The following is a 24944-nucleotide window of genomic DNA, read 5'->3' as shown; positions in this document are numbered from 1 at the left end:
AGGCGAAACCGGGGCTGATTCAGCTACTGCTCGTCGAAGTCGAGTCCGACATCGAACACCTTGGCCGAGTGGGTTAGCGCGCCCACAGCCAGGTAATCGACACCACAGGACGCGTACTCACGAGCCACATCGATGGTCAGTCCGCCAGAGGACTCCAGCTGGGTTGCCGGAGAAATCTGCGAGCGGCGCTGTACCGCAATCTGGGTCTCCCAAACTTCGAAGTTGTCCAGCATGACGATGTCCGGTTTCATCGGCAGGATTTCATCGAGCTGTGCGAGGGTATCGACTTCCACCTCGCACGGCAGCTCCGGATACTGAGCCCGCACCCTCTTCAACGCACCGGACACGGAACCGACGGCCACCACGTGGTTGTCCTTAATCAGTGCCTCATCGCCCAATGCATAGCGGTGTTTAATTCCACCACCGCAGGTCACCGCATACTTTTCCAGGTTGCGCAGACCCGGCAGTGTCTTTCGGGAATCGCGCACCCGCGCACCGGTGCCAACGATTGCGTCAGCCCACTGGCGCGTCGCAGTAGCTACACCACTGGCGTGCGTGAGGATATTCAGCATTGTCCGCTCAGCAGTCAGCAACCCCCGAGTCGGCGCAGAAATCGTTGCCAGCACTGTGCCAGGACGCACCAGGGTGCCATCTTCAACGTGCTTTTCGACGGTGAACTCACCCGAGATGACCTCCTGCAGCGTCCACTCCACCGCATCGATAGCCGCGATAACGCCCTCTTGCCGGGCCACCAGGCGGGCGCGTGCCTGCGCAGCTGCCGAGACTGTCGACAGCGAAGTCACATCCGGCCCGAAGCTCATATCTTCCTGCAGTGCCGTCCGAATGAGTCCGCGGGTGATGTTTTCGTTCAGCACCCCGCGCAGAGTGTCCTTCTCAAGAGTCATGGCTAGCTAATCCCCGTCCTTTTCAAACCAAGTGTGGCACCCCAAAGTATATGGTCGTGCCAATGCCGCTTCGACGACTTTCCTTGCGGCCACGACCTGAACCGATTGCGGGAGCCGATCGATAACCGCCAATGCCTGCCGCAAACTCTGCTCATTGCGCGTTACACCAGCGCCTTCCTGCATCGCAGTCTGCAACCGGAAAAGCTGGCGCGGTTCCAGTTCCGGCCGTGGCTGCGGCAGGCCTTCAACCGCCGCTGCGAATTCCTCGTCCCCGACCGGCACAGCGTGTGTTTCAGCGACTTTTTCGGCCACTCGCTTGCCGACGACCAGTCCCTCCAGCAACGAATTGGAAGCCAACCTGTTGGCACCGTGCAGCCCCGTCGCGGAGCATTCACCGGCCGCAAAGAGACCCGGCGCTCTAGTTGCACCGAATGGGTCGACGGCAATGCCACCACAGGTGTAGTGGACCGCCGGGGCCACGGGAATGAGGTCCTTGGTCGGATCAATCTCCGCTGCGGTCAGGCCCGCTGTGATCGTCGGAAAGCGGACGGCGAAGTTGTCGATGTGACGTGCGTCGAGGAAGACATGGTCCTCGCCGAGCTGACGCATGCGAGTCGCGATGGCACGCGAGACGATATCGCGCGGAGCCAGGTCTCCGCGTGGGTCAACGCCGGCGGTCACACTGTTTCCCCGGGAATCGACGAGGATGGCTCCTTCACCACGGACAGCCTCGCTGATGAGATGGCGTCGGCCGGTGCCGTCTGATGCCGATCGCTCGTCATAGAGCACTGTCGGGTGGAACTGGATAAACTCCATGTCCCGAATCTCCGCGCCAGCATCGGAGGCCATGCCGATAGCCTCACCGCGGGCGCCCGAAGGCGCCGTAGTCGCGCGGTAAATATGCCCCACGCCACCGGTAGCCAGCAGAGTTGCACCTGCGCGAATAGCGCCGCCACCACGGGGATCCGCTACCAGCGCCCCCAGCACGCGGCCGTCTTTGCCAACGATGAGCTGGCGCGCTGTAGCGTTCTGCAGTACTCGCACGCCGGTAACTGAGGCTTCTAGGGCGCGCTCAATTTCAGCACCAGTGGCGTCACCACCGGCATGAATGATGCGCCGCGCGTGGTGTCCGCCCTCTTTGGTGCGGGAATATACGGCCGGGTTATCCGGCGCCGGGTCAAATGTGGCGCCTAGCCCAATCAGCCACTCGGTCGCCGCAGCGCCGGCACGGATGATAGAAGCCACGGCCGCTTCATCGCAGTGGCCGGCACCGGCATCGAGGGTGTCCGCGATATGGGAATCAGTGGTGTCCTCGAACCCATTGGCCACATGGCCGCTGGGGTCGTCGTCAAGCCCGACGACCGCGAGCCCGCCCTGTGCGAGATTCGTGGCGGCATCGGCGAAACGCAGCTGTTTGCGGGCACCGACGCGCCACTCGACGCTGTCGATAACCAGCACGTCGAGGCCGAGCTCAAGGGCCCTACGCGCAGCACTGAGCCCTGCGACTCCCCCGCCGATGACGAGGAAGTCACACGTCAGTGTCCAACTGTCGAATGATGAGCGCAGACCAAACGTGTTACTCGCCCCCGCCTGGATTACCGATGGCGATCATGCGCTCGACCGAGGCGCGCGCCTTGTCGGCGACCTCAGGAGCGACGTCGACCTCATCGGTGCCCTCAACGAGGCAGCGCAGCAGAGCCGCCGGAGTGATGAGCTTCATGTACGAGCAGGAAGCGCGGTCGTTGACCGGCTCAAAGTCGACATCCGGTGCGGCCTTGCGCAGCTGGTGCAGCATGCCCACCTCAGTGGCCACGAGCACCTTGCCGTTGGGCTTGTTCTCCTTCAGCTTCTGCGCCTCGGTCAGCATCTCGCCGGTGGAGAGCATCTGCACGCGCTCCGGCTCAATGGTGCCTTCACCCGCGAGGTAAATCGCAGAGTTCGCGCAACCGCACTCCGGGTGGATGAACAGCTGCGAATCGGCGTTCTCTTCCGCGCGGTGCGCGAGTTCCTCACCGTTGATGTTGGCGTGGACGTGGCACTCACCAGCCCATACCTTGATATTGTCGCGGCCGGTCTCACGGCGGACGTGTGCGCCGAGGAACTGATCCGGGTTGAACAGGATCTCCTGGTCTTCCGGGATGGACTTGACCACGTCGACGGCGTTGGAGGAAGTACAGCAGATGTCGGTCAGAGCCTTTACGTCTGCCGTGGTGTTGACGTAGCTGACCACCAGTGCGCCGGGATTCTCAGCCTTCCACTCGGCCAGTTCGTCTGCAGTGATGGAGTCCGCCAGGGAGCAGCCGGCGCGCTCGTCCGGAATAAGGACAGTCTTCTCAGGGCTCAGAATTTTGGCGGTTTCCGCCATGAAGTGGACACCACAGAAAACGATGACATCGGCATCGGTTTCCGCAGCGATGCGGGAAAGCCCGAGGGAATCGCCGGTGTAATCGGCAATATCCTGAATCTCCGGCAGCTGGTAGTTGTGCGCAAGAATTACGGCATTGCGTTCGCGGGCGAGGCGCTTAATCTCCTGAGCCCAGCGCTCATCTGCAATTACGCCACCGTAGCGGCCATCTTTATCGACTACCGATTCGTACAGATCCGATTCAAGGCGCGGCAGGCTGGAAGCATTGGCCGCAAGGCTGGTATTCACGGAAAACTACGTCCTTACTTCAATGGGCTGTGGCTACGACCGGAGAAAACGCCGTCACCGTTACCGGCAACGATCCCCGGACGCATTCGCAGCGGACTCAAACGGGCAAGTGCAAGAGACCTAAGCTCGCCACACAATATCGAAAATGCCCCTAAATCGGGGCGAATACCGGCATCGAGGACGAACCTATTTCCCAAAATTGTAAGGCTTGTATAAGCCTATTTCCCAATAACTACCCCTGTTCAGTAGGAAGTAGTGCTTTACGACGGCCCCCGCGCAGAACCTCACTGTCTCACTTAGTGACCGAATCTGCGTCCGTAGCATTGTCCGCAGCGCTCTCGTTGCCTCCCGTGAAGTCCGTTTGGAACAACACCCGGGACCACAGTGCGAGCATAGCAACCAGTGGCGCGACCAGCAGTGCTACATAGGTTTTGAAGTCCGGAATCACCGAGAACTTATCGCCCGGCTGCATTCCCGCCAGATTCGGCTGGAGCAATGCCGCAATCGACTGACCGACGAGGTACGTCACTGCTGCACTCATCAACGCGGAGAAACCTGCCCATCCAATTGCCGTGAGCATCTGTACAGGGGTCGTGATGGCACGGTTTCGGAAGGTAGTAATTCCCAGCACCAGGCCGCTGATGGCAGTGACAGCAACAAACCAGAGCAGCCCAATAAAACCAGCGTCAACGGTTTCCTGAATAATCGCTAGTTGGTTATTGGGGAGCATTTGCACTTGCTGCTTGGGCCGCAGGAATGCCCAGGCCACTCCCGTTACCGATCCCGTTACAACGGAGAAGAGAACAATACCCGAGGTCATTGCCACGCTCTGCTTTTCAACGTGTGGGACTCGGGTATTTTTCATAGTCATAGTTGACAAACTTACCTCACGGCGCGCATCCAGTACTAGCGCGCCTGAAAGGCGCATTTGCACAACCAGCACCTTTTATCGCTGCTCCAACATAACGGAGTCTACTTCGCCGTGGCGCGAGCACTTTGCAGTCCAGCCGTCCGGACGCACCTGCACCACCATCCGACGTCCACAGAGCTGGCAGAACCGAGGTGCCTCCAATCCAGCTTTTGCACCATAAGAGCGTTCGCGCACTTCACCAGCTTGGAGGTCGGCGCCGGTAAAAGGATCGAATTTGGGCTCGTCTCCCAGCACCATGGCCTGGAGCAGCTCTGTGGAGTCGACTTTCCTACTCCACGTCGCGCGCGGGCTAGATGTCCGAGGCTTAGACAGTTGCATTGAGGGCCTTAATTGGAAGTCGTACCTTGCCAAGCATGTCCAGGTCCTGCTCCGCCGGACGGCCCAGCGTGGTCAGGTAATTACCGACAATGACAGCGTTGATACCGCCGAGCAGCCCCTTTTCTGCACCCAGGTCTCCCAGGGTGAGCTCACGACCACCAGCAAAACGCAAGATAGTCTTCGGCAATGCCAAACGGAAGGCACCGATGGCACGCAGTGCATCCTTGGCTGGCATCGGCTCGCGACCGGCGAACGGAGTGCCCGGGCGCGGGTCGAGGAAGTTCATCGGCACCTCGGTCGGGTTGAGCGCCGCCAGGTCCTGAGCAAACTCAGCGCGCTGCTCAAGGGTCTCGCCCATACCCAGGATGCCGCCACAGCAGACTTCCATGCCAGCTTCGCCGACCATACGCAGGGTGTCATGGCGCTCTTCCCAAGTGTGGGTGGTCACGACCTGCGGGAAGTAGCTCTTGGCGGTCTCAAGGTTGTGGTTGTAGCGGTGAATACCAGCCTTGGCCAGGCGATCCACCTGTTCCTGCGTCAGAATGCCCATCGATGCGGCCACATTAATGTCAACCTCTGCCTGAATGGCGGCGACGGCCTGTTCCATCTGGCTGAGCAGTCGCTCATCCGGCCCCTTTACTGCAGCAACGATGCAGAACTCAGTCGCACCAGACTTTGCAGTCTGCTTGGCGGCGTCCACCAGAGCCGGGATATCCAGCCATGCCGAACGTACCGGAGACTCGAACAGACCCGACTGCGAACAGAAGTGGCAATCCTCTGGGCAGCCGCCAGTCTTCAACGAGATAATGCCTTCAACCTCGACCTCTTCGCCGCACCACTTCAAGCGCACCTCATGAGCCAGCGCCAGCAGATTCTCGATGCTGTCGTCGTCGAGGTTGAGAACCGCCAGGGTCTCCTCGTAGTTCAGCCCCTCTCCGCGGGCGAGCACCTTTTCGCGGGCGAGTTCCAAAATGTCCTGCTGCTGTTGAGTCATGGGGGCGACACTCCTTGAGGCTGGGGATAAAACTTGAACACTGTTTGAGAAGTTGTTCAGTTATCAAACTTAATACCGCATCTACAGAATGTCGAACAGGGTTCAATTCCCGTCGTGTCGCGGTTTTACGCTCCGCATTTCAGTCTTGAGACATCTTCCAGATGATTCTTCTTTCGTCTACGGTAGGCAGTGTGCAATTGACCAAGGACATCATTGTCGACGCAGCTCTTACCATTCTCAACGAGTACGGACTCGGCGATCTCACAATCCGCCGTCTGACTCGCCACTTGGGTACCGCCGCTGGCGCAATGTACTGGCACTACCCTTCCAAGCAGGCACTGCTCGGCGCCGTCGCTGACCGCATCTTGACTCCCTGCACAGAGTTTTCCGCCACAGGCGATTGGCGCGCCGACACCGAAGTCATCGCCGAGCTGCTCTACTCCTGCCTCACCGCTCATCGGGATGGCGCCGAGGTCGTCTCGGCCGCGCTGGCTACGGGCACCGCCACGATTCGCCCCGAGCAATTGCTTGCCGACGTCCTGGAGAACGCACCCGAAACCTCCATCAGCACCCCATCAGCGACTGATACCGCGTCCGTCCTCGTGTATTTCATTCTCGGCGCGACAGTCGACCAGCAGACAGCCATCGCGCTTAATCTGAACGGCGCCAAGTCTGTATCTGACAAGGGTGACACTAATGGCGAGAACAACGCTAGTACGGGCGCTGCGGCCGAGGCTTCCTCTGAAGATGCCGCTGAACAGGCAAAAGAGCTCGGTCGCCAGCGCATTGCACTGGGAACCGAGCTCTTTATCGCCGGAATTGCGGGGGTTGCCGGGATTAAGGGAACCGCAGGTCAGTAAGCCCCACTGAAGCATTCGCGGTCATAGCCAAACCCTGGCATTAAAGCACCAGAGCTGCTACCCAACCAGCTGCCAACAGCGGCAGGTTGAAGTGCAGGAAGGTCGGGATAACCGAATCGCGAATGTGGTCGTGCTGCCCATCGGCATTGAGACCCATCGTCGGGCCGAGCGTCGAGTCCGATGCCGGCGAACCAGCGTCACCCAGAGCACCTGCAGTACCAATGATGGCGACGGTAGCCATCGGCGAGAAGCCCAGCGACAAACACAACGGCACGTAGATGATGGAGATAATCGGCAGCGTCGAGAAGGATGAACCAATACCCATCGTGACCACCAGACCGACGACCAGCATGGCGAATGCAGCGGCAGGCTTGTTGCCCGCAAACAGGTCTGCAGTGGCGGTCACCAGCGGCTCGACCTGGCCGGACTCCGACATCACCGAGGCGAAGCCCTGTGCGGAAATCATGATGAAACCAATCAGGGCCATCATCTTCATACCGGCAGTGAATACGTCGTCCGCCTCACGCCAGCGCACCGCACCGGTAAGCATGAAGATTGCCAAACCAGTGAGGGCACCAATCAGCAGTGGATCGGCATCGGTGTCCATGGAGTTCATCACAATCTGGACGACGAAGGTCACCACAATGGCGACGAGAGCAACGATGACTCGGTACTTCGACACAGGTTCATCAGACTGCGATTCCATATGCGAGGACTCGGCAATCGGCAGGTCTTCGTAATGCCGTGGCTTGCGGTAGGAGAAGAACACCGCAATGGCCAGACCAGTCAGCATACCGAGAGCCGGGATGCCCATCGTCATCATGATGTTGATATTGGAAACATCAAGGCCGGCGTTTTCGATGTTGCCCAGCAGAATGTCGTTCAAGAAGATAGAACCGAATCCGACCGGAACCCACATGTACGTGGTGATCAAACCGAAGGTCATCACACTGGTTATCATTCGGCGGTCGATGTTGAGACGGTTAAATACCGGCAATAGCGGCGGAATGATCAGCGGGATAAACGCGATGTGAACTGGGATGAGGTTCTGCGACATAATCGCCATGGCCAAAATACCGGCCACCATACCCCACTTGGTCCATGCTTCTGCCTTAGATTTAGCGCCTTCATCCTCGGCGCCAATCTTGGCAATCAGCCAATCGGCCAGCAATTTGGGCAGCCCAGAGGATGCCACTGCCATGGCAAAGGCACCCAGCATGGCGTAACTCAGGGCAATCTTCGCACCACCAGAGAGGCCTTCCTGGAAGGCAACCATTGTGGCATCGAGCCCCATACCGGCGGAAAGACCACCGACCAAGGCGCCAATAAACAGCGCTAGCACAACGTGTACCCGGCAGACCGCCAGGATTAGCATCACCAAAACGGCGAGAAGAACGGCATTCATAAGGAAAATATTAAGGCAACCTTAAGTATTTCCAGCAACCGGGGCTAGAAAGATTTCACCCCAAAATCTTTACACCCCGGCTAATGCGACTAATCAATCGAGACGAGTCCCTGGCCGCCCTGCACTGCGTCACCGACTTCGACGTGAATAGAGCCGACGGTGCCTGCAGCTGGGGCCGTAATCTCGGTTTCCATCTTCATTGCCTCGAGAATGAGCAGCACCTCCCCGGCCTCAATCGTCTGGCCTTCCTCGACCAAAATCTTGCTGACCGAACCTGCCAGTGGCGCCACCACCGAATTGGCGGAGACACCCGAGACACTAGCGGTGGCTGGCTCAACGGAAGCGCTAGACGACCCACCCAAAACGATGGGCGAAAGACGCTTGGGCTCCTCAACTACTTCAACGTCGACATCGTAGGCAATGCCGCCGACAGTCACTTTCAATTTCATGGCTCAACAATCCTCACGTAGCAAAAGTCAATGAATCAGGCTCAAATAAGTCGGTTATCGAAAATTTCCAACTAACGCAGGTTGCGCTGCTGCTGGATCTGGCGGCCCTGCGCAGCCCACGTCTTGTGGCGGTTGTAACGAATTGCCTTCACCTTGCCGCGATTGCCTAGGTACGCAGACACCGCTGCCGAAATGGCGATGACAGTGTCCTCGGGGATATCTGCGTCCACGCGTTTGCGCAGTTCAGCCAACTCGCTTTCTGCCTGATTCAGGCGTGCCGTGGCCTTCTGCAAGCTTGTCGAGGTCGCATCCAACCGGTCGGTCAGTTCAGCGACGAGCGCTCGCAGCTCCTTAATCTCACCGATGCTGTCCGACATTACTGTGGCCCCAATCCGTGCTTCTTGGCCGGGCGAACCTCACGCTTGTTACGCAGAACCGACAGTGCGTCAGCCACACGCAGGCGAGTTTCCGCCGGGTCAATCACGTCGTCGACCAGTCCTCGCGAGGCAGCGACATACGGCGTCGAGAAGCGTGTCTTGTAATCGGCGATACGCTCGTCGCGCACGCGTGCCTGCTCTTCCTCGTCGCCCGCGGCCGCAATTTCCTTTCGGAAGACCACGTTGACCGCGCCTTCTGCGCCCATCACCGCAATTTCTGCGGTCGGCCATGCGAATACGTAGTCCGCGCCGAGGTCCTTCGAGCACATCGCCAGGTACGCACCGCCGTAGGCCTTACGCATGACGACGGTCACCTTGGGCACAGACGCTGCGGAGTATGCGTAGAGCATCTTTGCGCCGTGGCGGATGATGCCGCCGTGTTCCTGGGTGACGCCCGGCATAAAGCCAGGAACGTCAACCAGGGTGACCAGCGGGATATTAAAGGCGTTGCAGAAGCGGATGAACTTTGCGCCCTTGTCCGAGGAATTGATGTCCAGCACACCGGACATCACATTCGGCTGGTTTGCGACAAAGCCCACGGTACGGCCCAGAACTCGACCAAAGCCGACAACCAGGTTGGTGGCAAAACCCGCCTGGCACTCGAGGAAGTCGCCATTGTCGGCGATACGGATGATGACCTCGCGGACGTCGTAGCCCTTTTTGCCGTCCACGGGGACGATGTCGCGGAGCTCTGGATCCGGCTCGGCATCGAATACCGGATCAACAACCGGCGGCTCTTCGGTGTTGTTCTGTGGCAGGAAGCTTAAGAGCTTCTGCGCAATCAGGATGGCCTGCTCGTCATCGTCGGCAACGAAGTCGATATTACCGGCCTTAGCCATGTGCGCATCAGCGCCACCGAGCTGCTCGGAGGTGACTTCCTCGCCGGTCACAGACTTAATAACGCCCGGACCGGTGATGAACATCTGTGCCTTGCGAGTCTGAATGATGAAGTCGGTCAGCGCTGGCGAGTAGGCAGCGCCACCAGCACATGGACCTGCAATGATGGAAATCTGCGGCACCAGACCGGACAGCCAGACATTGTTGTAAAAGACCTGGCCATAGCCCGACAGAGAGTCGATCCCCTCTTGAATGCGAGCACCACCGGAGTCGTTGATAAACACGAACGGAGTGCCGTTGTCGGCAGCGGCACGCATAGTGGCTGCAACCTTGCGGGACTGCGTTTCACCAGCGGAGCCGCCCATGACTGTGAAGTCCTGGGAGGCCACGTGCACTGCCCGGCCGAGAACCGCGGCAGTGCCGGTGACCACACCGTCGGCAGGCGCATCGGCGGTATCCATGCCGAAGTCGGTGGTGCGGTGAGTCATGAACATGCCGGTTTCACGGAAAGTGCCCTCGTCGACGAAGTTGTCGATACGCTCGCGGGCCGTCATCTTCCCACGTTCGTGCTGCTTGGCCTGCCGAGCTTCACCGCCACCGGCCTCAACACGGCGACGCTGAGCATCCAAATAATCCAGGCGCTCCGCCATCGAGGCATCGACGCCCGGCGCGACGGCATCCGCCGAAGTCGGCTGGTTTGCTGAACTTTGCGACATTGCTATCTCTTCTCCCGATGTTCCTAGGCGGGTTCCACCTGGACGGTCTGCGAGCGACCGCCGACGGTGACCTTGTAGCGAATTGGCTCGCGAATGGCATTGGCAGCACCAGAGGCCTGCTCTGCCTCGCGCTTGAGCTGCTCGGCGGTCTTGCCGACGTTCTTCGGCCCTTCGCCGCGCGCGGTGAAGAATCCCGGTGCGACAGATGGGAACAGCGCGTTGGTCAGGACATCCTCGGCGGTGCCGTTGTAACCGTCGAGCTCCTTGGCCTGCTCGACCAGGTCGTCCCACTCTGGCTCGAGGAGATCAGCCGGACGAACCGTGATTTCTTCCTTCTTGGTCTGCTCCGCTGCCTGCTTAATCAGCTCTGGGTTGCGCTCACCCGGGCACTGCCCGTAATAGCCGAGCATGAGGTCGGCGAACTCAGCCGTCATGACCTTGTAGCGTCCCATCAGCACGTTAAACACAGCTTGCGTGCCGACGATCTGCGAGCTCGGAGTCACCAGCGGCGGGTAGCCGGCGTCCTTTCGGACAATCGGCACTTCACGCATGACCTCTTCGACGCGGTCGCCCGCGCCCTGGGCCTTGAGCTGGTTTTCCATGTTCGACAACATGCCGCCAGGAATCTGCGACATGAAAATGTCGGTATTGACCAGGGTTTTCGACTCGAACTCTGCGTACTTCGGACGCACCTTGCGGAAGTGGTCACGAATGGTGATCAGGTTATCCATGTTCAGGTCGGTGGTGTAGTCGGTTCCCTCCAACATTTCCACCAGCGACTCGGTCGGATTGTGCCCCGGCCCCAGCGACATCGACGAAATTGCCGTGTCCACGACATCCGCACCAGCTTCGATGGCCTTCATCAAAGTCACCATGGTGACACCGGTGGTCGAGTGGCAGTGGACGTTAATCTGGGTGTCCTCGCCGTAAGTTTCCTTGATGCCGCGGATGATGTCGTAAGCCGGCTGGGGTTTCAGCAGCGCTGCCATGTCCTTCAACGCAATGGAGTCCGCCCCCATATCCAGTAGACGACCAGCGAGTTTGACGTACCCGTCGACGTCGTGAAGCGGAGACGTCGTGTAGCAGATCGTGCCCTGCGCGTGCTTGCCGACGTTCTTGACCGCGCGCATGGCGTGCTCGAGATTGCGTGGATCGTTGAGGGCGTCGAAAACACGGAATACGTCCATGCCGTTTTCAGCGGACTTTTCGACAAACTTGTCAACCACCATGTCCTCGTAGTGGCGGTAGCCGAGGAGATTCTGACCGCGCAGCAGCATCTGCAGGCGGCTGTTCGGCATCAGTTTGCGGAATGTCCGCAGTCGCTCCCAGGGGTCTTCATTAAGGAAGCGGATGCAGGCATCAAAGGTTGCGCCACCCCAGCACTCCACACTCCAAAAACCGGCCTTGTCCATTTCTTCACAGACATCGACCATGTCTTCCATAGCCATTCGCGTTGCCATGAGGCTCTGATGAGCGTCTCGGAACGCTACTTCCGTTACACCAATGGTTCGTGGACTCATAATTCCAAAAGTAAAGGCCTTTGGGAATCTTCGCGCGTTGGTGACCGCGAATATTGGGGATTCGGTGCCCACCAAGGTGCGTTTAGAGTGTCAAATTGCCCACTTGCAGGGTTAAATACTTATTTTCGCGCGAAGTTTACGCACTTAACCGTTCAACTCGACTTTTTGTCTGGGGGTCGTTTTTGCGAAGTGCGCTCGACGAATGGGTCGGTTTGCGCGCTCACACTGGACTGAAAATGGCTCATGTTTTTTACAAAACGGTTAAGGTAGTCACATGAACCAAGCAAATACAGTCGGCGATTATCAAGTATGGCCGGGTGAGCCTTACCCGCTCGGATCTACCTACGACGGCGCTGGCACCAACTTTGCGCTCTTTTCCGATGTCGCGGAAAAGGTGGAGCTTTGTCTGATCAGCGCCGAAGGCGAAGAAACACGCATTGCGCTGGAAGAAGTCGATGCGCATATCTGGCACTGCTACATCCCGTCCATCATGCCGGGCCAGCGCTACGCCTACCGTGTACACGGCCCATTCGATCCGGCAAACGGTAAGCGTTGTGACCCCAACAAGCTGCTGGTCGACCCATACGCCAAGGCTTTCGACGGCGAATTCGACGGTCACCCATCACTGTTCAACTATGACATTCATGACCACTCGAAGCGCAACACCGAGGACAGCCTGGGACACACCATGACCTCCGTGGTCATCAACCCATTCTTCGACTGGGGCGCTGACCGCGCACCTCGCACGCCGTACAACGAGACCGTGATTTACGAGGCCCACGTCAAGGGCATGACCATGACTCACCCGGATATTCCGGAGGAGCTACGCGGTACCTATGCCGGTCTCGCTCATCCGGCGATTATTGACTACCTCAAGGACCTTGGTGCCACGGCTATCGAACTGATGCCTGTCCACCAGTTCCTCCAGGACGACCACCTGCGCGAAAAGGGGCTGCGCAACTACTGGGGCTACAACACCTTCGGCTTCCTGGCGCCACACCAGGACTACTCGGCTTCCCAAAAGCCAGGCGGCGCAGTCAGCGAGTTCAAGGGCATGGTGCGCGCATTTCACGATGCGGGGATTGAGGTTATCCTCGACGTGGTCTACAACCACACCGCTGAGGGCAACCACATGGGCCCAACCATCTGCTTCCGAGGCATCGACAACGAGGCCTACTACCGTTTGGTCGAGGGTGACCGACAGCACTACATGGACTACACCGGCACCGGTAACTCCCTGAACGTGCGCCACCCACACTCCCTGCAGCTGATTATGGATTCGCTGCGCTACTGGGTCTCCGAGATGCATGTCGACGGCTTCCGCTTCGATTTGGCCTCCACCCTGGCTCGAGAATTCCACGATGTGGATCGCCTGTCTGCCTTTTTTGACTTGGTGCAGCAGGACCCGATTGTCAGCCAGGTCAAGCTCATCGCAGAGCCGTGGGATGTCGGTGAGGGCGGTTACCAGGTCGGTAACTTCCCGCCACAGTGGACTGAATGGAACGGTAAGTACCGCGACACTATCCGCGACTTCTGGCGCGGCGAGCCATCCACGCTCGGCGAGTTCGCTTCGCGTATCACCGGTTCCTCGGACCTGTATGCAAACAATGACCGCCGCCCCACTGCGTCGATTAATTTCGTTACCGCGCACGACGGTTTCACTCTCAACGACTTGGTCAGCTACAACGAGAAGCACAATATGGCCAACGGCGAGGACAACCGCGATGGCGAGTCCCACAACCGTTCGTGGAACTGCGGTGTGGAAGGCCCGACCGACGACGAGCGCGTTCTTTCTCTGCGCTCCCGTCAGCATCGTAACTTCCTGACCACTCTCCTACTGTCCCAAGGCACTCCGATGATTAGCCATGGCGACGAAATGGGACGCGGCCAGAAGGGCAACAACAACGTCTACTGTCAGGACAACCGTTTGTCATGGGTGGACTGGAATCAGACTCGTACCAACTCTGAACTGGTCGAATACACCCAGTTCCTGACTGAACTGCGTGCGGAACACCCAGTCTTCCGGCGCCGCCGCTTCCTGCGCGGTGGCCCGCTCGGTGCGGAAACCGATGATCGTGACATTGCCTGGCTGACCTATGAGGGTCGTGTCATGACTACCGATGACTGGAACTTCGACTTCGGCAAGTCGTTGATGGTCTGGCTCAACGGCGATGCCATCACTGAACCTGATCGCCGAGGTCACCGGATTGAAGATGACTCCTTCCTGCTGTGCTTCAACGCCCACCACGAGGACATCATGTTCCAAATTCCGGGCACCGAATACGCACACAGCTGGGAAGTCATCATCGACACCGCAGAGATCACGGGTCGACCGACTCGCGAGCGCATCGTTGAGCCGGAAGGCGAGCTCCGCGTGCCGGCCCGTTCGACCATTGTGCTGATCGAGCGACACTAGCCGCGTCCGCGTTGGGTCCTACACAAAAATCCCCTGTCGGCGGAAGACTTTTCTTCCACTGACAGGAGATTTTCGGCTCTGAGTTCAACTCAAAACAGGGGTACGTAGCAAAAATTGAGGGCTGCAAATTTGAAACTGTGTGAGTTTATGACGCTTTCAGGCCATTTTTCGGGCCATTTTTGACATAAACGCAGTCAGTAACTCGCATCGCCCCACCGCCGCCAGCCATAAACGCAGTCAGTAACTCGCATTGGGTCAACACAGCACCGCGGGAGCCGAGCTGGCGTGAAGTCTTCTTACGCAGATGCGCGCATATTAAACTCCGCCTGAGAGTTCAACCAGTACTCAGGCTCGGTGTCAAAGTAGTCGGACAGTCGATTTGCGAGGTCAGTGGTGACCGCAGTGCGGCCGGTGCGAAAGCGCTCCAGAGTTGAGCTTGGCACGCCGATGGCAAGAGCCAGTCGGTAGATAGAGAGGTGTCGCGGCTCGAGGAAATTATCGTTCAAGATAGAACCAGGGTGCACAGGATGCGTGCTCAAAATATTTACTCCTTATTTCATCGCTTCACTGGCATACGTTGTTTCCGCTTTGCCCTTCGCTTGAGCTCGAAAGCTCGAACGACCAGTTACCGCCGTTCGTCGAAAAGTATAAGGAGCGCCCGCTCAAAATGCATCCGGACATTTAACCTCCCAAAACATGTGGTTTTCAGGGGTACAGACACCCCCACTGTCCGAACGCTCCATAAATATTCCTATTTCTGTGGACATTTCCACATTGTCGGAAGCCACATGTACTCGGCTAGAACCGCAGGTACCGCAGCCTCTATAGGGCTCAATCCGCCATCGGCGCTACCATCTAGTGCATGACTACGACCACGCCATCCTCCGAGCCCGCCGTCGTCTTCGAGCTCACCGGCGACACGGTGACTATTACCGCAGATGGGCTCCGTCTTACCCACACCATCAACACGGCTAGCACCGCCCCCGCGAAGCCCCTCCCGCTTGCCGACGTTGCCGAGGTCGCATCGGCAAGTAAAAACGGTGTCTACACTCCGGCCAACCGCTTCTTCCCCGGCACGGTAGACCTCGGAGTAGCTTTGCCAAAGGCTCGTGTGATGTCTCATCGCCAGGCAGCAGCGCAGTTGCTGGCAGACCTCATGGCGGAGATGGCCAAGAATCCGGAGTTCTACAGTTCAGCTGATGCTTTTACTTCCACGTTGATGCCGTGGATGGCACAGCGCGCGGCGGTCACCGAAGGCGTGAGTGTGGTTGAGGGCGCGGGCGACGTCGTAAAGCACTCTGTGCCTTTTGCGCCGCTTCCTTCGGGGGATGAGGTTGCGGTGTCGGACATCGCACCGTTTGCGGCGTTCGATGTAGAGACAGCGAACGAAGACACCGGCTCGATTATTCAGCTTGGCGTTGCGGTCGTGCGTGGCGGGAAGGTGACGGAGCGTTATTCCTGGATGTGCCGTCCGCCAAAGGGGTTGGAGTATTTTGATGAAGCCAATGTCGCGATTCATGGCATCACGGCAGCAGATGTGGCCGGTGAGCCGTCATTTCCGGAGCAGCTGGCGAAGTTTGTTGACGTCGTCGGGGATTTGGACGTAGTTGCTCACAATGCGCGGTTTGATTTCACAGCCCTGTCGCGGGCGTGCCGGGCGGAAAGCATTCCAGCACCGAAGTTGAATTTTGCGTGTACTTATATGTGGGCTCGGCAGATGCAGTTGGGGCTGCCCAACTTGAAGCTGCCGACGTTGGCGGAGGCCGCGGGAGCGTCACTGGAGAATCATCATGATGCGACGGCGGATGCGGTCGCATGTGCTGAGGTAGCGCTGTGGTTGATGGAGCACCAGCGCGCGACATCGGTGGCTGATTTGAGCAAGAAGGTCTCGCTGAGCTTGGGCCAGATTGGCAGTGGACGAGTGCGGATGGTGCGCTATGACCCGTCTGGTGTCGCCAGCACTGGAGCCGGAACCAACGCGGGCACTGGTGCTAGTGCTGGTGCGCAGTCCGGCAGTTCCACGCCGTCACGTCGGCCGCGTCGCAATGCGAAATGGGATGCAGCCAAGACACCGGACACCATTCCAGACCCGAATCCGGACGCGGATCCAAGCGGCCTTCTGTACCAGCAGCGTGTGACACTGACGGGCGATTTTGCACCGTATGACAAGGGTTTTCTGTGGGACAAGATTGCCTTTGCAGGTGCGAATATCAATAAGGGTGTTACGAAGAAAACGACCATATTGGTCGCCGGTCCGTGGGATTCGGTGACGTCGAAGGAGAAGAGGGCTCGACAGCTGCAGGCCGAAGGCCAGGAAATCCAGATTTGGAGCGAGAAGGAGCTCTTCACTGCACTCGGGCTGAATCCGGAAGAGGATGGCGCGTCCGAAGCAGGAGGCACTGTGGAAGGGACGCCTAGCGCCAGCGACGGAAACAACTCCAGTGAGTCGGTTCCGCTGTTTGGTTCCACTTCCCTGCCCGGCGATGACGGAATGCCGCCCTTCTAGGCCACGTTCACGGGAAGAAATTCGCATTCGGAAGGCGGGCGCAGGCTCTGGGGCTAGCTGCTGCCACAGCGGTCAGGCAGCAGCTTTTCCTGGTGGGCGGTATAAAGGGGAACATGAGTCGCCGACCAATTACGTCCACCTACCGTCTCCAACTCCGTGGCCCCAAGGCCGATCCAAACGGGCGCGCTTTCACGTTCGCTGACGCGGCTGAACAGGTCGGCTACTTGGCAGACCTCGGAATTTCACACCTGTATCTGTCGCCTATCCTCACTTCCGTACCGGAGTCGAACCATGGCTACGATGTCATCGATCCGACGACTGTGAACCCGGAGCTCGGCGGCATGGAAGAGCTGCAGAAGCTCGCGCAGGTGGCGCACAAGGCCGGTCTGGGCATCATTATCGACCTGGTACCGAACCACCTCGGTGTTGAGGAACCCAAGCTCAATGCCTGGTGGTGGGACGTTCTGACCTATGGCAAGGATTCTCAGTTCGAGCCATACTTCGACATCGACTGGCACGAGGACAACGGTGCCAACGGCAAGATGGGGTTGCCGATTCTGGGCTCCCTGGAAGATATCGACAAGCTGGAGCTCGACACCTCTGGCGATGACCCACTTCTGCGCTACTACGACAATGAATTCCCGGTGCGCCCTGGAACCGAGGACGGCACCCCGCAGGAAGTACATGATCGCCAGGCCTATCGCCTGATGTACTGGAAGGACGGGGTCATTGGCTACCGTCGATTCTTCAGCGTCAACGGTCTGGCCGGCATCCGCCAGGAAAATCCGGTGGTATTCGAGCACACACACCGCATCATCCGCGAGCTGCTGGCTGCGGACATCATTGACGGTGTCCGCATTGACCACCCGGATGGTCTCAGCAACCCATTCGGATACCTCAGTGAGCTGCGCCGTCTACTCGGCGATGACAAGTGGCTGGTTATCGAGAAGATTCTGGGTGCCGAAGAGCCACTGGATCCAAGGCTCCAGGTTGACGGCACCACGGGTTACGACGCCCTGCGTGAGTTCGACAATGTCTTCGTCAACCGCGACTCCCGAGACGCCATGAGCATGTTGGCTCTGCAGCAGTCCGGCTCAACCTGGGACAAGACTGCCGTGCAGGCAACTGCGCAGGCTCTCAAGCACGATGTCGCTGCTCACGAGCTGGCTGCGGAGGTCCGTCGTCTAGCGCGGGCTCTGCGCCGGGACAACTGGTCTATCAGCGGCACCAGCGTCAGCGATGAAGTGCTTATCGACACCATCTGCAAGCTGGTCGCTGCAATGCCTGTCTACCGTTCGGACTATGTCTCCCTGTCGCGAGTGGCTTCCACGGTCATTGGTGAAATGGCAGCGCGTTTCCCCTCGCGCGTCTTTGCTCTCGACCTCATTTCGACAGGTTTGGTAGCCGGTGGTGAGGCCGCCACGCGGTTCGCGCAGGTCTGTGGTGCGGTCATGGCAAAGGGTGTCGAAGACACCACCTTCTACCGCGCCTGCCGCCTGATCAGCCTAAACGAAGTCGGCGGTGATCTCGGTCGCTACGGCATGTCGGCAGCGGAATTCCACCTGTTGCAGTCGGAACGTGCTCGCCTCTGGCCACGAACGATGACCACGCTGTCTACTCACGACACCAAGCGCGGCGAAGATGTCCGCGCCCGCATTCTCCAGCTCTCCGATGTCTCCGGCGACTGGGCTGAAAATGTCCGCAACTGGATGGCCATCACCCCCGCCCCGGACGATGCCACCGGCTACTTCCTGCTGCAGAACATCATCGGAGTCTGGCCGACCGACGGCGTAATTACCGATGAACTGCGTGAACGCCTCCACGACTACACCATCAAGGCCATCCGCGAGGCAGATGTGCACACCTCCTGGACGGAGCCGGTCGAGGAGTTCGAACTCGGCATCCGCAGCTGGATCGACGCGCTTCTCGACGGCCCCCTGACCGACTCCATCACAGAGTTCGTCCGCTCCATTGCGCCAGCTGCCCTGACCACGTCTCTGTCGCGCAAGCTCCTCCAGCTTGTCGGCCCCGGCATCCCCGATACCTACCAGGGGACGGAGTTCACAGAGGACTCCCTGGTTGATCCCGACAACCGCCGCTTCGTCGACTACGATGCGCGCGTCGCGGCGCTGGATAAGGTTGCCCGCGATGAGGTCACGTCGGTGACTAAGAGTCCAGAGCACCCAGCTGAGCTGCCGGAGGACTTTACGGATGCCGATGCGGACGTCGCAAAGCTGATGGTGACTCACCACGGCGTGAAGCTGCGTGCGGAGCGCCCGGAGTCCTTCGTCGGCGGTGCCTACCAGCCAGTATTTTCCGTCGGTGTGGGTGAGCGCCATCTGGTCGGTGCAGCGCGTGGACCGAAGGGCGAGCCGGAAGATGTTATCGCGCTGGTGACGCGCCGTCCGCTGGGGCTGCAGCGCGAAGGCGGTTGGGGCGACACTACAGTGACACTTCCCAAGGGATTCTGGACCGACCGTTTCACCGGCCATACCTGGTCGGGTACCATCGCCGTGGCTTCTCTGTTCAGCTCCTTCCCAGTAGCACTGCTGGTACGCGAGGACGATGACGACTAATCGGATGAAGGATTCGCTTGCCGACGATTCCCGCGAGCAGAACCGCAAGGCTCAGTTGGCGGAGGATCGAGAGGTTACACGTGCGCTGCAGTCGAAGTACGACTCGTGGGCAACTCGGAACCCCACTGCCGCGCAGGACTTTGTCGATGCGATTAAAGAGATTCTCTCCGATGCCGGTTTGGCCTTTGACAATGTCACAGCGCGGGTGAAGTCTTTCCGCTCATTGCGGCAGAAGGCCCTGCGTCGTGAAGCGGACGGCAGCTACGTCTACCCTGACCCGTGGCACGATATCCACGACATCATCGGCGTGCGTGTAACCACGTACCATTCGACGGAGATTCCCGCGATTATGGATGCGCTGGGAGATTCGCTGACTGTGCTGCGCACGATTGACAAGACCGCGGAGACACGAATCAGCGGCCGGTTGGGATACGGCTCCCAGCACTTGATCTGCAAGGTGTCGACGGCGGCACCAGCAGAGCTAACTCCATATGCGGACATGCAGTTTGAGGTGCAACTGCGCACGGTTCTGCAGCATGCATGGGCAGAGTTTGAACACGATATTCGCTACAAGGCCCCTGAAGGAGCGACAGACCCGCGGATTGATAGGGCCTTTGCGCTGGCCGCTGGTCTTATTGAGCTCGCGGACCAGCAGTTCGACCAAGTCGTTGCCGTGCTGGAGGAATCTGCACCCGACAATTCCGCGAATGGAGAGGGCGAACAGCCCTCAGTTCCGGCAAAGACGACCGCCGATGACATTGTGGTAACTGAGGAAACCCTACCCGGTGTGCTGACGATACTGCTTCCAGATGCACCCCGCTCAAAATCAGAGCACTACGGCTGGGCAGAAGAGCTGCTCGAACGCAATGGCATTCGCACTGTCGGGCAGCTGCGAGAGCTACTTAATCCGCAGCGCCTCAGCGCGGTAAGCAAGGCCATGAAGTACCGCTTTAACCCAGGTCATGTTCGTGTTATCGATGACCTACTACTAGCGGCTCGCGGCGACAAGCACATTAAGGCCACTGCGGATACCAGCCATAACCCGAAGCGTCGACCAGCTCGTTTGCGCGCACGATTACAGCAACTAGCGGAGGCCGGGATGCCTATGAGCGACGTCCCCGAAGACGATCGAGCTGACGGCGATCGCGCTTCGTAGGCCGCCCGGCACCGCGGTCGCGCATCGGCATCGAGGCGAGAATCTCCCTCGGAGGCGGCGGCGGAGAGTGGTCAATATAGCACTGCCTGGCCGCCGGAGCTCCGACCCGCTTCTTCACCGTCTTGGTGACCTCAACAATGTGTTCGCGGTGGTTTGCCCACAATCGCACTCTGTCCCCTGGGACGACTAGAACTGAGGGTTTCACGGCTTCGCCGTTGACTTTGACGTGGCCGCCACGGCACGCATCTGCGGCCAATGAGCGCGTTTTCAGCAACCTGACCGCCCAAATCCAGGCATCGATACGCACTGGTTCGGTAGACAATTGCTGCTGAGCAGGCATTTACTGCGGATCCTTGTAGTTCACAATCCGCTGAACCTTTTGCCAATTGAGAAAACCACCGACCAGGCCGACCACTGCCAGGATGAGGAATAGAGACATGCTTCCGGCAAGAAGTCCGAGCACTGCACCGCCGACGACACCGCTGCCTGCCCACACAACGGCATTGCGGGAGTACTTTCGCACCGCGTTCTTGCGGAGCTCAATGGGATTCTGAGATTGGGGCTGAAGATAGCTCATGGGGTACATATTAGAGTGTTCTGGTCGCACTGACGCATCGCCTAAGTCGATGGGCCATACAATTCGGGATAAATCCCACCAGAGAAGGCAAACTTGCTAAATATTCCTATTTGGGTAGGTAAATAACACAATGGCGTAGCTAGGTTGCTAAAGTTAGCCCTATGTCAGAAACTGTCCGCCCCCGCCACCGCATGGTCGACCGCGTTGCGGCGATCCTCGAACTCGTTGCACGCTCTAACGAAGGCCTAACTCTCACTGACATCGCCCACACGCTGAACTATCCGCTCAGTACCACGCAGGGCCTTGTCAACGGTCTGACCGTTACTGGTTACCTTGACGAGTCCAACAAGCGATACACGCTCGGCATGGCACCGTTTCTGCTCAATGTCATGGCCGGTCGTCGCATGGTCAACGTTCCAACGGCCGAGCTAGAAGCGATTCACAACGAAACTGGACTGATTACCGTGCTGGCGCTGCCAGTTGGTGGCAAACTTTTCTACCTTAAAACCGTCGGCGAATCCATGCGCTACCAGTACCTGACGGAGAACTTCCTGCCGCGCTCACTGCTGCGCACCTCTGCAGGTTGGGTTTTGATGAGTCGGTTTGAAAAGCGCGAACTGTGGTCCTACCTGAACTCCGCGCGGCCCGAAGACCAGGTTTATGTGGATGATTTCCTCCGCCAGGCCGGGGAAATCGCAGAGACCGGAGTTTGTGCTGCCCCGGGTATTGCTGAGGGCGGTGGCGTTGACGGTGTCTCTATCGCAGTGGAGGAAGACGGTGCTACTGTCGCGGCGGTCTGCGTCTTCGGTCGGCCGGAAAAGATTGCGGAAAACAAGGACGAACTGGTGGAAATTCTCAAGCGCCATCGCGGTGCACACAACGGCGAGGAATCCCCGAACCAGGGGTAGTGGCTGTTAGGCGCGCAGCTCCCACCAGATTTCGCCACCGTCCGTAGAGGGCTCGCTAGCTCCCTTAGTTAGCGCCTGCATTTCTCCGTCAAGCTGGGCAATCCCCTCGGCAGTCACCGCGATGGAAAACTCCACGTTCTGGCCCCACCGGGTTTCCACAATCTCGTAGCCACGAGCACGCAATTCTGCCTCGATGCGTCCCGCATCTGCAGCGGAAACACTCACTACTCTCAAGGCTCTTTGCACACGCCGCATGCGGGTGACTTTCTCTAGACACTCTGAGACCGAATCCGAATAGGCCCTCACAAGCCCACCCGTGCCCAACTTGATGCCGCCAAAATAGCGAATCACTACTGCGGTGACATTCGTCATTCCAGAGCCCTGCAGCACATCGAGCATCGGGCGACCTGCCGTACCACCGGGTTCACCGTCATCTGAGGATCGCTCCACGCGATTTCCCCCGACGACCTCATGAATGTATGCGCTGCAGTGGTGGCGAGCATCCGGGTACTCCGCCTTGGCCAAATTGATGACCTCTCGGGCGCTGCCTTCGTCGTCGCCACGCGCGATCCACGTAATGAAGCGCGATTTCTTAATCTCGATTTCATGCGTGACGATGTCACCGTCGGCGGGGACAATCAGCTCGATGTCACGCTGATTCTGCGTCGCTTCGGTCGAAGTGGATGGCTCGGTGGTCATAGTGTCCATTGTTGCGTATGGGCTTCGGGCACGCCCAATCACCGTCGGTCGCTACTATCTCGACCTCACCCTACTATCTCGACCTCACCTTGGGCTCACCTCAAATCCGCAGTGTTCGAAAAAGTTTCACTGTGCCAATCCGCTGACTGACCTACCATGGTGCTCATGAGCAACTACCGAGTATGGGCCCCGTACGCTTCCGAAGTCCGTCTGTTGTTGGGTAATCCTGACGCTCCTGCGATTTTTGATATGCATCCAATCGCTGATGCCACCCATGGCTACGGCGCCAACTCTGGTTGGTTCGAAGCTGATGTGGCTCGCACACCGGGGGATCGCTACGCATTTTCGCTGCGGGCACATGCGGGATACGGCGCGCCTGACGGCGAGTCGGGGGACGGCTCCTCCCCCGCTGTCGGCGACTGGACAATACCGCTGCCCGATCCGCGTTCCCAGTCCCAGCCAGATGGCCCGCATGGTTTCTCCCAGGTTGTCGACCTAGGTGCCTATAAGTGGAAGGACTCGACCTGGTCAGGACGGATTCTGCCAGGAGGTCTGATTTATGAGCTGCATGTGGGCACCTTCAGCGATTCTGGTGATTTCGAAGGTTTGCTGGAACATCTAGACCACCTGATTGAGCTGGGGGTAACACACATTGAGCTGATGCCAGTGCAGCCTTTCGGCGGTGACCGTAATTGGGGCTATGACGGTGTGTCCTGGCACAGTGTGCACGAGGGCTACGGTGGCCCGCAGGGACTACAGAAGCTGATTGATGCCTGCCACCGCAAGGGTTTGGCCGTCATTCTTGATGTGGTCTATAACCACTTCGGTCCGGACGGCAACTATGTGGGATTTTTCGGGCCCTACACCGCTGGTGGTTCGACGGGTTGGGGTGAGGTTGTCAATCTCACCGGCGACAACTCTGATGAGGTGCGTGCGTACATTTTGGATGCGGTACGCCAATGGTTGGTGGACTACCACGTCGACGGTCTGCGCCTGGATGCGGTCCATGCCCTGCATGACGAGGGCGCATTCCACATTCTGGAGCAGATGCAGGTTGTCGCAGACACTGTCGCAGCTGAGACTGGTATTCCGCGTTCCTTGATTGCAGAGTCCGATCAAAATGATCCGCGCTTGGTCCGCCCGCGGGCTGCCGGTGGCTTTGGCCTCAACGCTCAGTGGGATGATGACGTCCACCATGCGCTGCACACGTTGATCTCTGGTGAAGACCACGCCTACTACTCGGACTTTGGTTCGGTGGAAGCGCTGGCTAGCGCTTTGGAAACCGGCTTCTGGCATACGGGCACAATGTCGACATTCCGCGGTCGTACTCACGGCCGCCCCTTTGACCTGTCTGTCCAGCCCATGCATGCTTTTGTAACGTACACGACCACGCATGATCAAACGGGTAACCGCGCTGTCGGCGACCGTCCGTCGATGAACCTCACCCCGGCGCAGCAGGTTTTAAAGGCAGCAGTTATCGCCTGCAGTCCTTTCACCCCGATGCTCTTCCAAGGTGAGGAATGGGGCGCCTCTACCCCGTTTGCTTTCTTCTGTTCCCATGAAGATCCGGAGCTGCAGCGGCTCACGCGCGAAGGACGACTACGTGAGTTTGCCCGTGCCGGGTGGGATCCGAAGGAGGTATCCGATCCATCGGATCCAGAGACCTTCCACCGCTCGAAGCTCAATTGGCAGGAGGTTTCGGAGGACTCGCACGCCACTATTCTGGCGGCCTACCGCGATCTCTTCGCGCTGCGGAAGTCCCACCCGTCGCTTCGCACGCCGTGGTCGGCATCTGTGGTGACCGAGTATGACGAGGACAATCGTTGCCTTGTCGTTGTGCGCAGCCAGGATGAGCGCGAAATGGGGGCCCGAAACTCGGATGCCTTTGAAACTGTCGCTTTGGTTGCGAATTTCTCCGACGCCGAAACCAGCGTCAGCCTGGATTCCGAGTTCGGCTCCGCCCACCTGCTGCACACTTTTGAAGACGCAGCAGCCAGCATCGTCAATGACGAAGCTGCTGGTCCCGAAATCTCGCTTCCAGCGTGGGGCTACGCTGTCGTCTCGCTCAGCTAGTCAGACAG

General features: G+C 58.9%; 22 protein-coding genes. 7 read left to right on the top strand and 15 right to left on the bottom strand.

Annotated elements, in window-relative coordinates:
- Positions 1-23: 23 nt before the first annotated feature.
- The 6 genes from nadC to bioB all read right to left on the bottom strand — a co-directional run bounded on the left by nadC (position 24) and on the right by bioB (position 5801).
- Positions 24-905 carry a carboxylating nicotinate-nucleotide diphosphorylase gene (gene nadC, locus HMPREF2614_RS07010; protein WP_038625728.1) on the bottom strand — a complete coding sequence of 294 codons (882 nt, stop codon included), beginning with the start codon at positions 903-905 and terminating at the stop codon, positions 24-26.
- Between the two features lie 6 nt (positions 906-911).
- Positions 912-2423, bottom strand: coding sequence for an L-aspartate oxidase (locus HMPREF2614_RS07005; RefSeq protein ID WP_239122805.1), 1512 nt, complete (start codon positions 2421-2423; stop codon positions 912-914).
- 58 nt (positions 2424-2481) lie between these two features.
- The gene (gene nadA, locus HMPREF2614_RS07000; protein WP_038625731.1) at positions 2482-3558 is read right to left on the bottom strand and encodes a quinolinate synthase NadA; all 1077 of its coding nucleotides are present in this window, start codon (positions 3556-3558) and stop codon (positions 2482-2484) included.
- A 292-nt stretch (positions 3559-3850) separates the two neighbouring features.
- Positions 3851-4429, bottom strand: a complete 579-nt coding sequence (locus HMPREF2614_RS06995; RefSeq protein ID WP_038625733.1) for a hypothetical protein — start codon at positions 4427-4429, stop codon at positions 3851-3853.
- Between the two features lie 75 nt (positions 4430-4504).
- Complete coding sequence (locus HMPREF2614_RS06990; protein ID WP_038625735.1) at positions 4505-4807, bottom strand: biotin synthase auxiliary protein BsaP; 303 nt, start codon at positions 4805-4807, stop codon at positions 4505-4507.
- Entirely contained in the window at positions 4794-5801 is a 1008-nt protein-coding gene (bioB, locus tag HMPREF2614_RS06985; protein WP_038625737.1) for a biotin synthase BioB, read from the bottom strand. The genes HMPREF2614_RS06990 and bioB overlap by 14 nt, the downstream gene beginning before the upstream one ends.
- Positions 5802-5992: 191 nt before the next feature.
- Here bioB and HMPREF2614_RS06980 point away from each other — a divergent pair, with 191 nt between their 5' ends.
- A complete protein-coding gene (locus HMPREF2614_RS06980; RefSeq protein ID WP_038629043.1) occupies positions 5993-6661 on the top strand; it encodes a TetR family transcriptional regulator in 669 nt (222 codons plus the stop codon).
- A 40-nt stretch (positions 6662-6701) separates the two neighbouring features.
- On the opposite strand, the gene HMPREF2614_RS06975 is transcribed toward HMPREF2614_RS06980, so the two are convergent.
- From HMPREF2614_RS06975 to HMPREF2614_RS06955, 5 genes are all read right to left on the bottom strand, one after another.
- On the bottom strand, positions 6702-8066 hold the full coding sequence (locus HMPREF2614_RS06975; protein ID WP_038625739.1) for a Na+/H+ antiporter family protein: 1365 nt from the start codon (positions 8064-8066) through the stop codon (positions 6702-6704).
- 89 nt (positions 8067-8155) lie between these two features.
- Entirely contained in the window at positions 8156-8515 is a 360-nt protein-coding gene (locus HMPREF2614_RS06970) for a biotin/lipoyl-containing protein (RefSeq protein WP_038625742.1), read from the bottom strand.
- Between the two features lie 71 nt (positions 8516-8586).
- Positions 8587-8892 (bottom strand): hypothetical protein, encoded by a 306-nt coding sequence (locus HMPREF2614_RS06965; protein ID WP_049182113.1) that lies wholly within the window; start codon positions 8890-8892, stop codon positions 8587-8589.
- Positions 8892-10505, bottom strand: coding sequence for an acyl-CoA carboxylase subunit beta (locus HMPREF2614_RS06960; protein WP_049182114.1), 1614 nt, complete (start codon positions 10503-10505; stop codon positions 8892-8894). Before HMPREF2614_RS06960 ends, HMPREF2614_RS06965 begins: the two co-directional genes overlap by 1 nt.
- A 23-nt stretch (positions 10506-10528) precedes the next feature.
- Positions 10529-12025 (bottom strand): methylmalonyl-CoA carboxytransferase subunit 5S, encoded by a 1497-nt coding sequence (locus tag HMPREF2614_RS06955; protein ID WP_038625744.1) that lies wholly within the window; start codon positions 12023-12025, stop codon positions 10529-10531.
- Positions 12026-12299: 274 nt separating this feature from the next.
- Between HMPREF2614_RS06955 and glgX the strand changes: the two genes are divergently transcribed.
- Positions 12300-14441 (top strand): glycogen debranching protein GlgX, encoded by a 2142-nt coding sequence (gene glgX / locus HMPREF2614_RS06950; RefSeq protein WP_049182116.1) that lies wholly within the window; start codon positions 12300-12302, stop codon positions 14439-14441.
- Positions 14442-14737: 296 nt separating this feature from the next.
- Here the strand turns inward: glgX and HMPREF2614_RS06945 are convergent, their stop codons facing one another.
- Positions 14738-14980, bottom strand: coding sequence for a HigA family addiction module antitoxin (locus HMPREF2614_RS06945; protein WP_005510305.1), 243 nt, complete (start codon positions 14978-14980; stop codon positions 14738-14740).
- A gap of 323 nt (positions 14981-15303) precedes the next feature.
- On the opposite strand from HMPREF2614_RS06945, the gene HMPREF2614_RS06940 reads away from it, so the two are divergent.
- From HMPREF2614_RS06940 to HMPREF2614_RS06930, 3 genes are all read left to right on the top strand, one after another.
- A complete protein-coding gene (locus HMPREF2614_RS06940) occupies positions 15304-16947 on the top strand; it encodes an exonuclease domain-containing protein (RefSeq protein WP_038625748.1) in 1644 nt (547 codons plus the stop codon).
- 113 nt (positions 16948-17060) lie between these two features.
- Entirely contained in the window at positions 17061-19523 is a 2463-nt protein-coding gene (treY, locus tag HMPREF2614_RS06935; protein WP_070560598.1) for a malto-oligosyltrehalose synthase, read from the top strand.
- Positions 19513-20679: a GTP pyrophosphokinase gene (locus HMPREF2614_RS06930; RefSeq protein ID WP_065422999.1), complete on the top strand. Its 1167-nt coding sequence runs from the start codon at positions 19513-19515 to the stop codon at positions 20677-20679. The genes treY and HMPREF2614_RS06930 overlap by 11 nt, the downstream gene beginning before the upstream one ends.
- Here the strand turns inward: HMPREF2614_RS06930 and HMPREF2614_RS10910 are convergent.
- A complete protein-coding gene (locus HMPREF2614_RS10910) occupies positions 20627-21019 on the bottom strand; it encodes an RNA-binding S4 domain-containing protein (protein ID WP_080972914.1) in 393 nt (130 codons plus the stop codon). The genes HMPREF2614_RS06930 and HMPREF2614_RS10910 overlap by 53 nt on opposite strands.
- Positions 21020-21265: a hypothetical protein gene (locus HMPREF2614_RS06925; RefSeq protein WP_038625752.1), complete on the bottom strand. Its 246-nt coding sequence runs from the start codon at positions 21263-21265 to the stop codon at positions 21020-21022.
- A gap of 152 nt (positions 21266-21417) precedes the next feature.
- Between HMPREF2614_RS06925 and HMPREF2614_RS06920 the strand changes: the two genes are divergently transcribed.
- Complete coding sequence (locus tag HMPREF2614_RS06920; RefSeq protein ID WP_038625754.1) at positions 21418-22164, top strand: helix-turn-helix domain-containing protein; 747 nt, start codon at positions 21418-21420, stop codon at positions 22162-22164.
- A 6-nt stretch (positions 22165-22170) separates the two neighbouring features.
- Here the strand turns inward: HMPREF2614_RS06920 and HMPREF2614_RS06915 are convergent, their stop codons facing one another.
- Positions 22171-22872, bottom strand: a complete 702-nt coding sequence (locus tag HMPREF2614_RS06915) for a YigZ family protein (RefSeq protein ID WP_187402469.1) — start codon at positions 22870-22872, stop codon at positions 22171-22173.
- A gap of 147 nt (positions 22873-23019) precedes the next feature.
- Between HMPREF2614_RS06915 and treZ the strand changes: the two genes are divergently transcribed.
- Positions 23020-24936: a malto-oligosyltrehalose trehalohydrolase gene (treZ, locus tag HMPREF2614_RS06910; RefSeq protein ID WP_038625756.1), complete on the top strand. Its 1917-nt coding sequence runs from the start codon at positions 23020-23022 to the stop codon at positions 24934-24936.
- Positions 24937-24944: the final 8 nt, after the last annotated feature.

It is taken from the genome of Corynebacterium sp. HMSC074C11 (genome assembly GCF_001809455.1).
GTDB classification, from domain to species: Bacteria; Actinomycetota; Actinomycetes; order Mycobacteriales; family Mycobacteriaceae; genus Corynebacterium; species Corynebacterium amycolatum.
The sequence above is the reverse complement of the archived record's forward strand: the minus strand, read 5'-3'. Positions and strand labels throughout refer to the sequence as shown.

Coding starts and splice junctions, on each gene's coding strand:
- nadC (WP_038625728.1), bottom strand. CDS start 905: ATGACTCTTGAGAAGGACACTCTGCGCGGGGTGCTGAACGAAAACATC.
- HMPREF2614_RS06995 (WP_038625733.1), bottom strand. CDS start 4,429: ATGACTATGAAAAATACCCGAGTCCCACACGTTGAAAAGCAGAGCGTG.
- HMPREF2614_RS06990 (WP_038625735.1), bottom strand. CDS start 4,807: ATGCAACTGTCTAAGCCTCGGACATCTAGCCCGCGCGCGACGTGGAGT.
- bioB (WP_038625737.1), bottom strand. CDS start 5,801: ATGACTCAACAGCAGCAGGACATTTTGGAACTCGCCCGCGAAAAGGTG.
- HMPREF2614_RS06975 (WP_038625739.1), bottom strand. CDS start 8,066: ATGAATGCCGTTCTTCTCGCCGTTTTGGTGATGCTAATCCTGGCGGTC.
- HMPREF2614_RS06970 (WP_038625742.1), bottom strand. CDS start 8,515: ATGAAATTGAAAGTGACTGTCGGCGGCATTGCCTACGATGTCGACGTT.
- HMPREF2614_RS06965 (WP_049182113.1), bottom strand. CDS start 8,892: ATGTCGGACAGCATCGGTGAGATTAAGGAGCTGCGAGCGCTCGTCGCT.
- HMPREF2614_RS06960 (WP_049182114.1), bottom strand. CDS start 10,505: ATGTCGCAAAGTTCAGCAAACCAGCCGACTTCGGCGGATGCCGTCGCG.
- HMPREF2614_RS06955 (WP_038625744.1), bottom strand. CDS start 12,025: ATGAGTCCACGAACCATTGGTGTAACGGAAGTAGCGTTCCGAGACGCT.
- glgX (WP_049182116.1), top strand. CDS start 12,300: ATGAACCAAGCAAATACAGTCGGCGATTATCAAGTATGGCCGGGTGAG.
- HMPREF2614_RS06940 (WP_038625748.1), top strand. CDS start 15,304: ATGACTACGACCACGCCATCCTCCGAGCCCGCCGTCGTCTTCGAGCTC.
- treY (WP_070560598.1), top strand. CDS start 17,061: ATGAGTCGCCGACCAATTACGTCCACCTACCGTCTCCAACTCCGTGGC.
- HMPREF2614_RS06930 (WP_065422999.1), top strand. CDS start 19,513: ATGACGACTAATCGGATGAAGGATTCGCTTGCCGACGATTCCCGCGAG.
- HMPREF2614_RS10910 (WP_080972914.1), bottom strand. CDS start 21,019: ATGCCTGCTCAGCAGCAATTGTCTACCGAACCAGTGCGTATCGATGCC.
- HMPREF2614_RS06925 (WP_038625752.1), bottom strand. CDS start 21,265: ATGTACCCCATGAGCTATCTTCAGCCCCAATCTCAGAATCCCATTGAG.
- HMPREF2614_RS06920 (WP_038625754.1), top strand. CDS start 21,418: ATGTCAGAAACTGTCCGCCCCCGCCACCGCATGGTCGACCGCGTTGCG.
- HMPREF2614_RS06915 (WP_187402469.1), bottom strand. CDS start 22,872: ATGGACACTATGACCACCGAGCCATCCACTTCGACCGAAGCGACGCAG.
- treZ (WP_038625756.1), top strand. CDS start 23,020: ATGGTGCTCATGAGCAACTACCGAGTATGGGCCCCGTACGCTTCCGAA.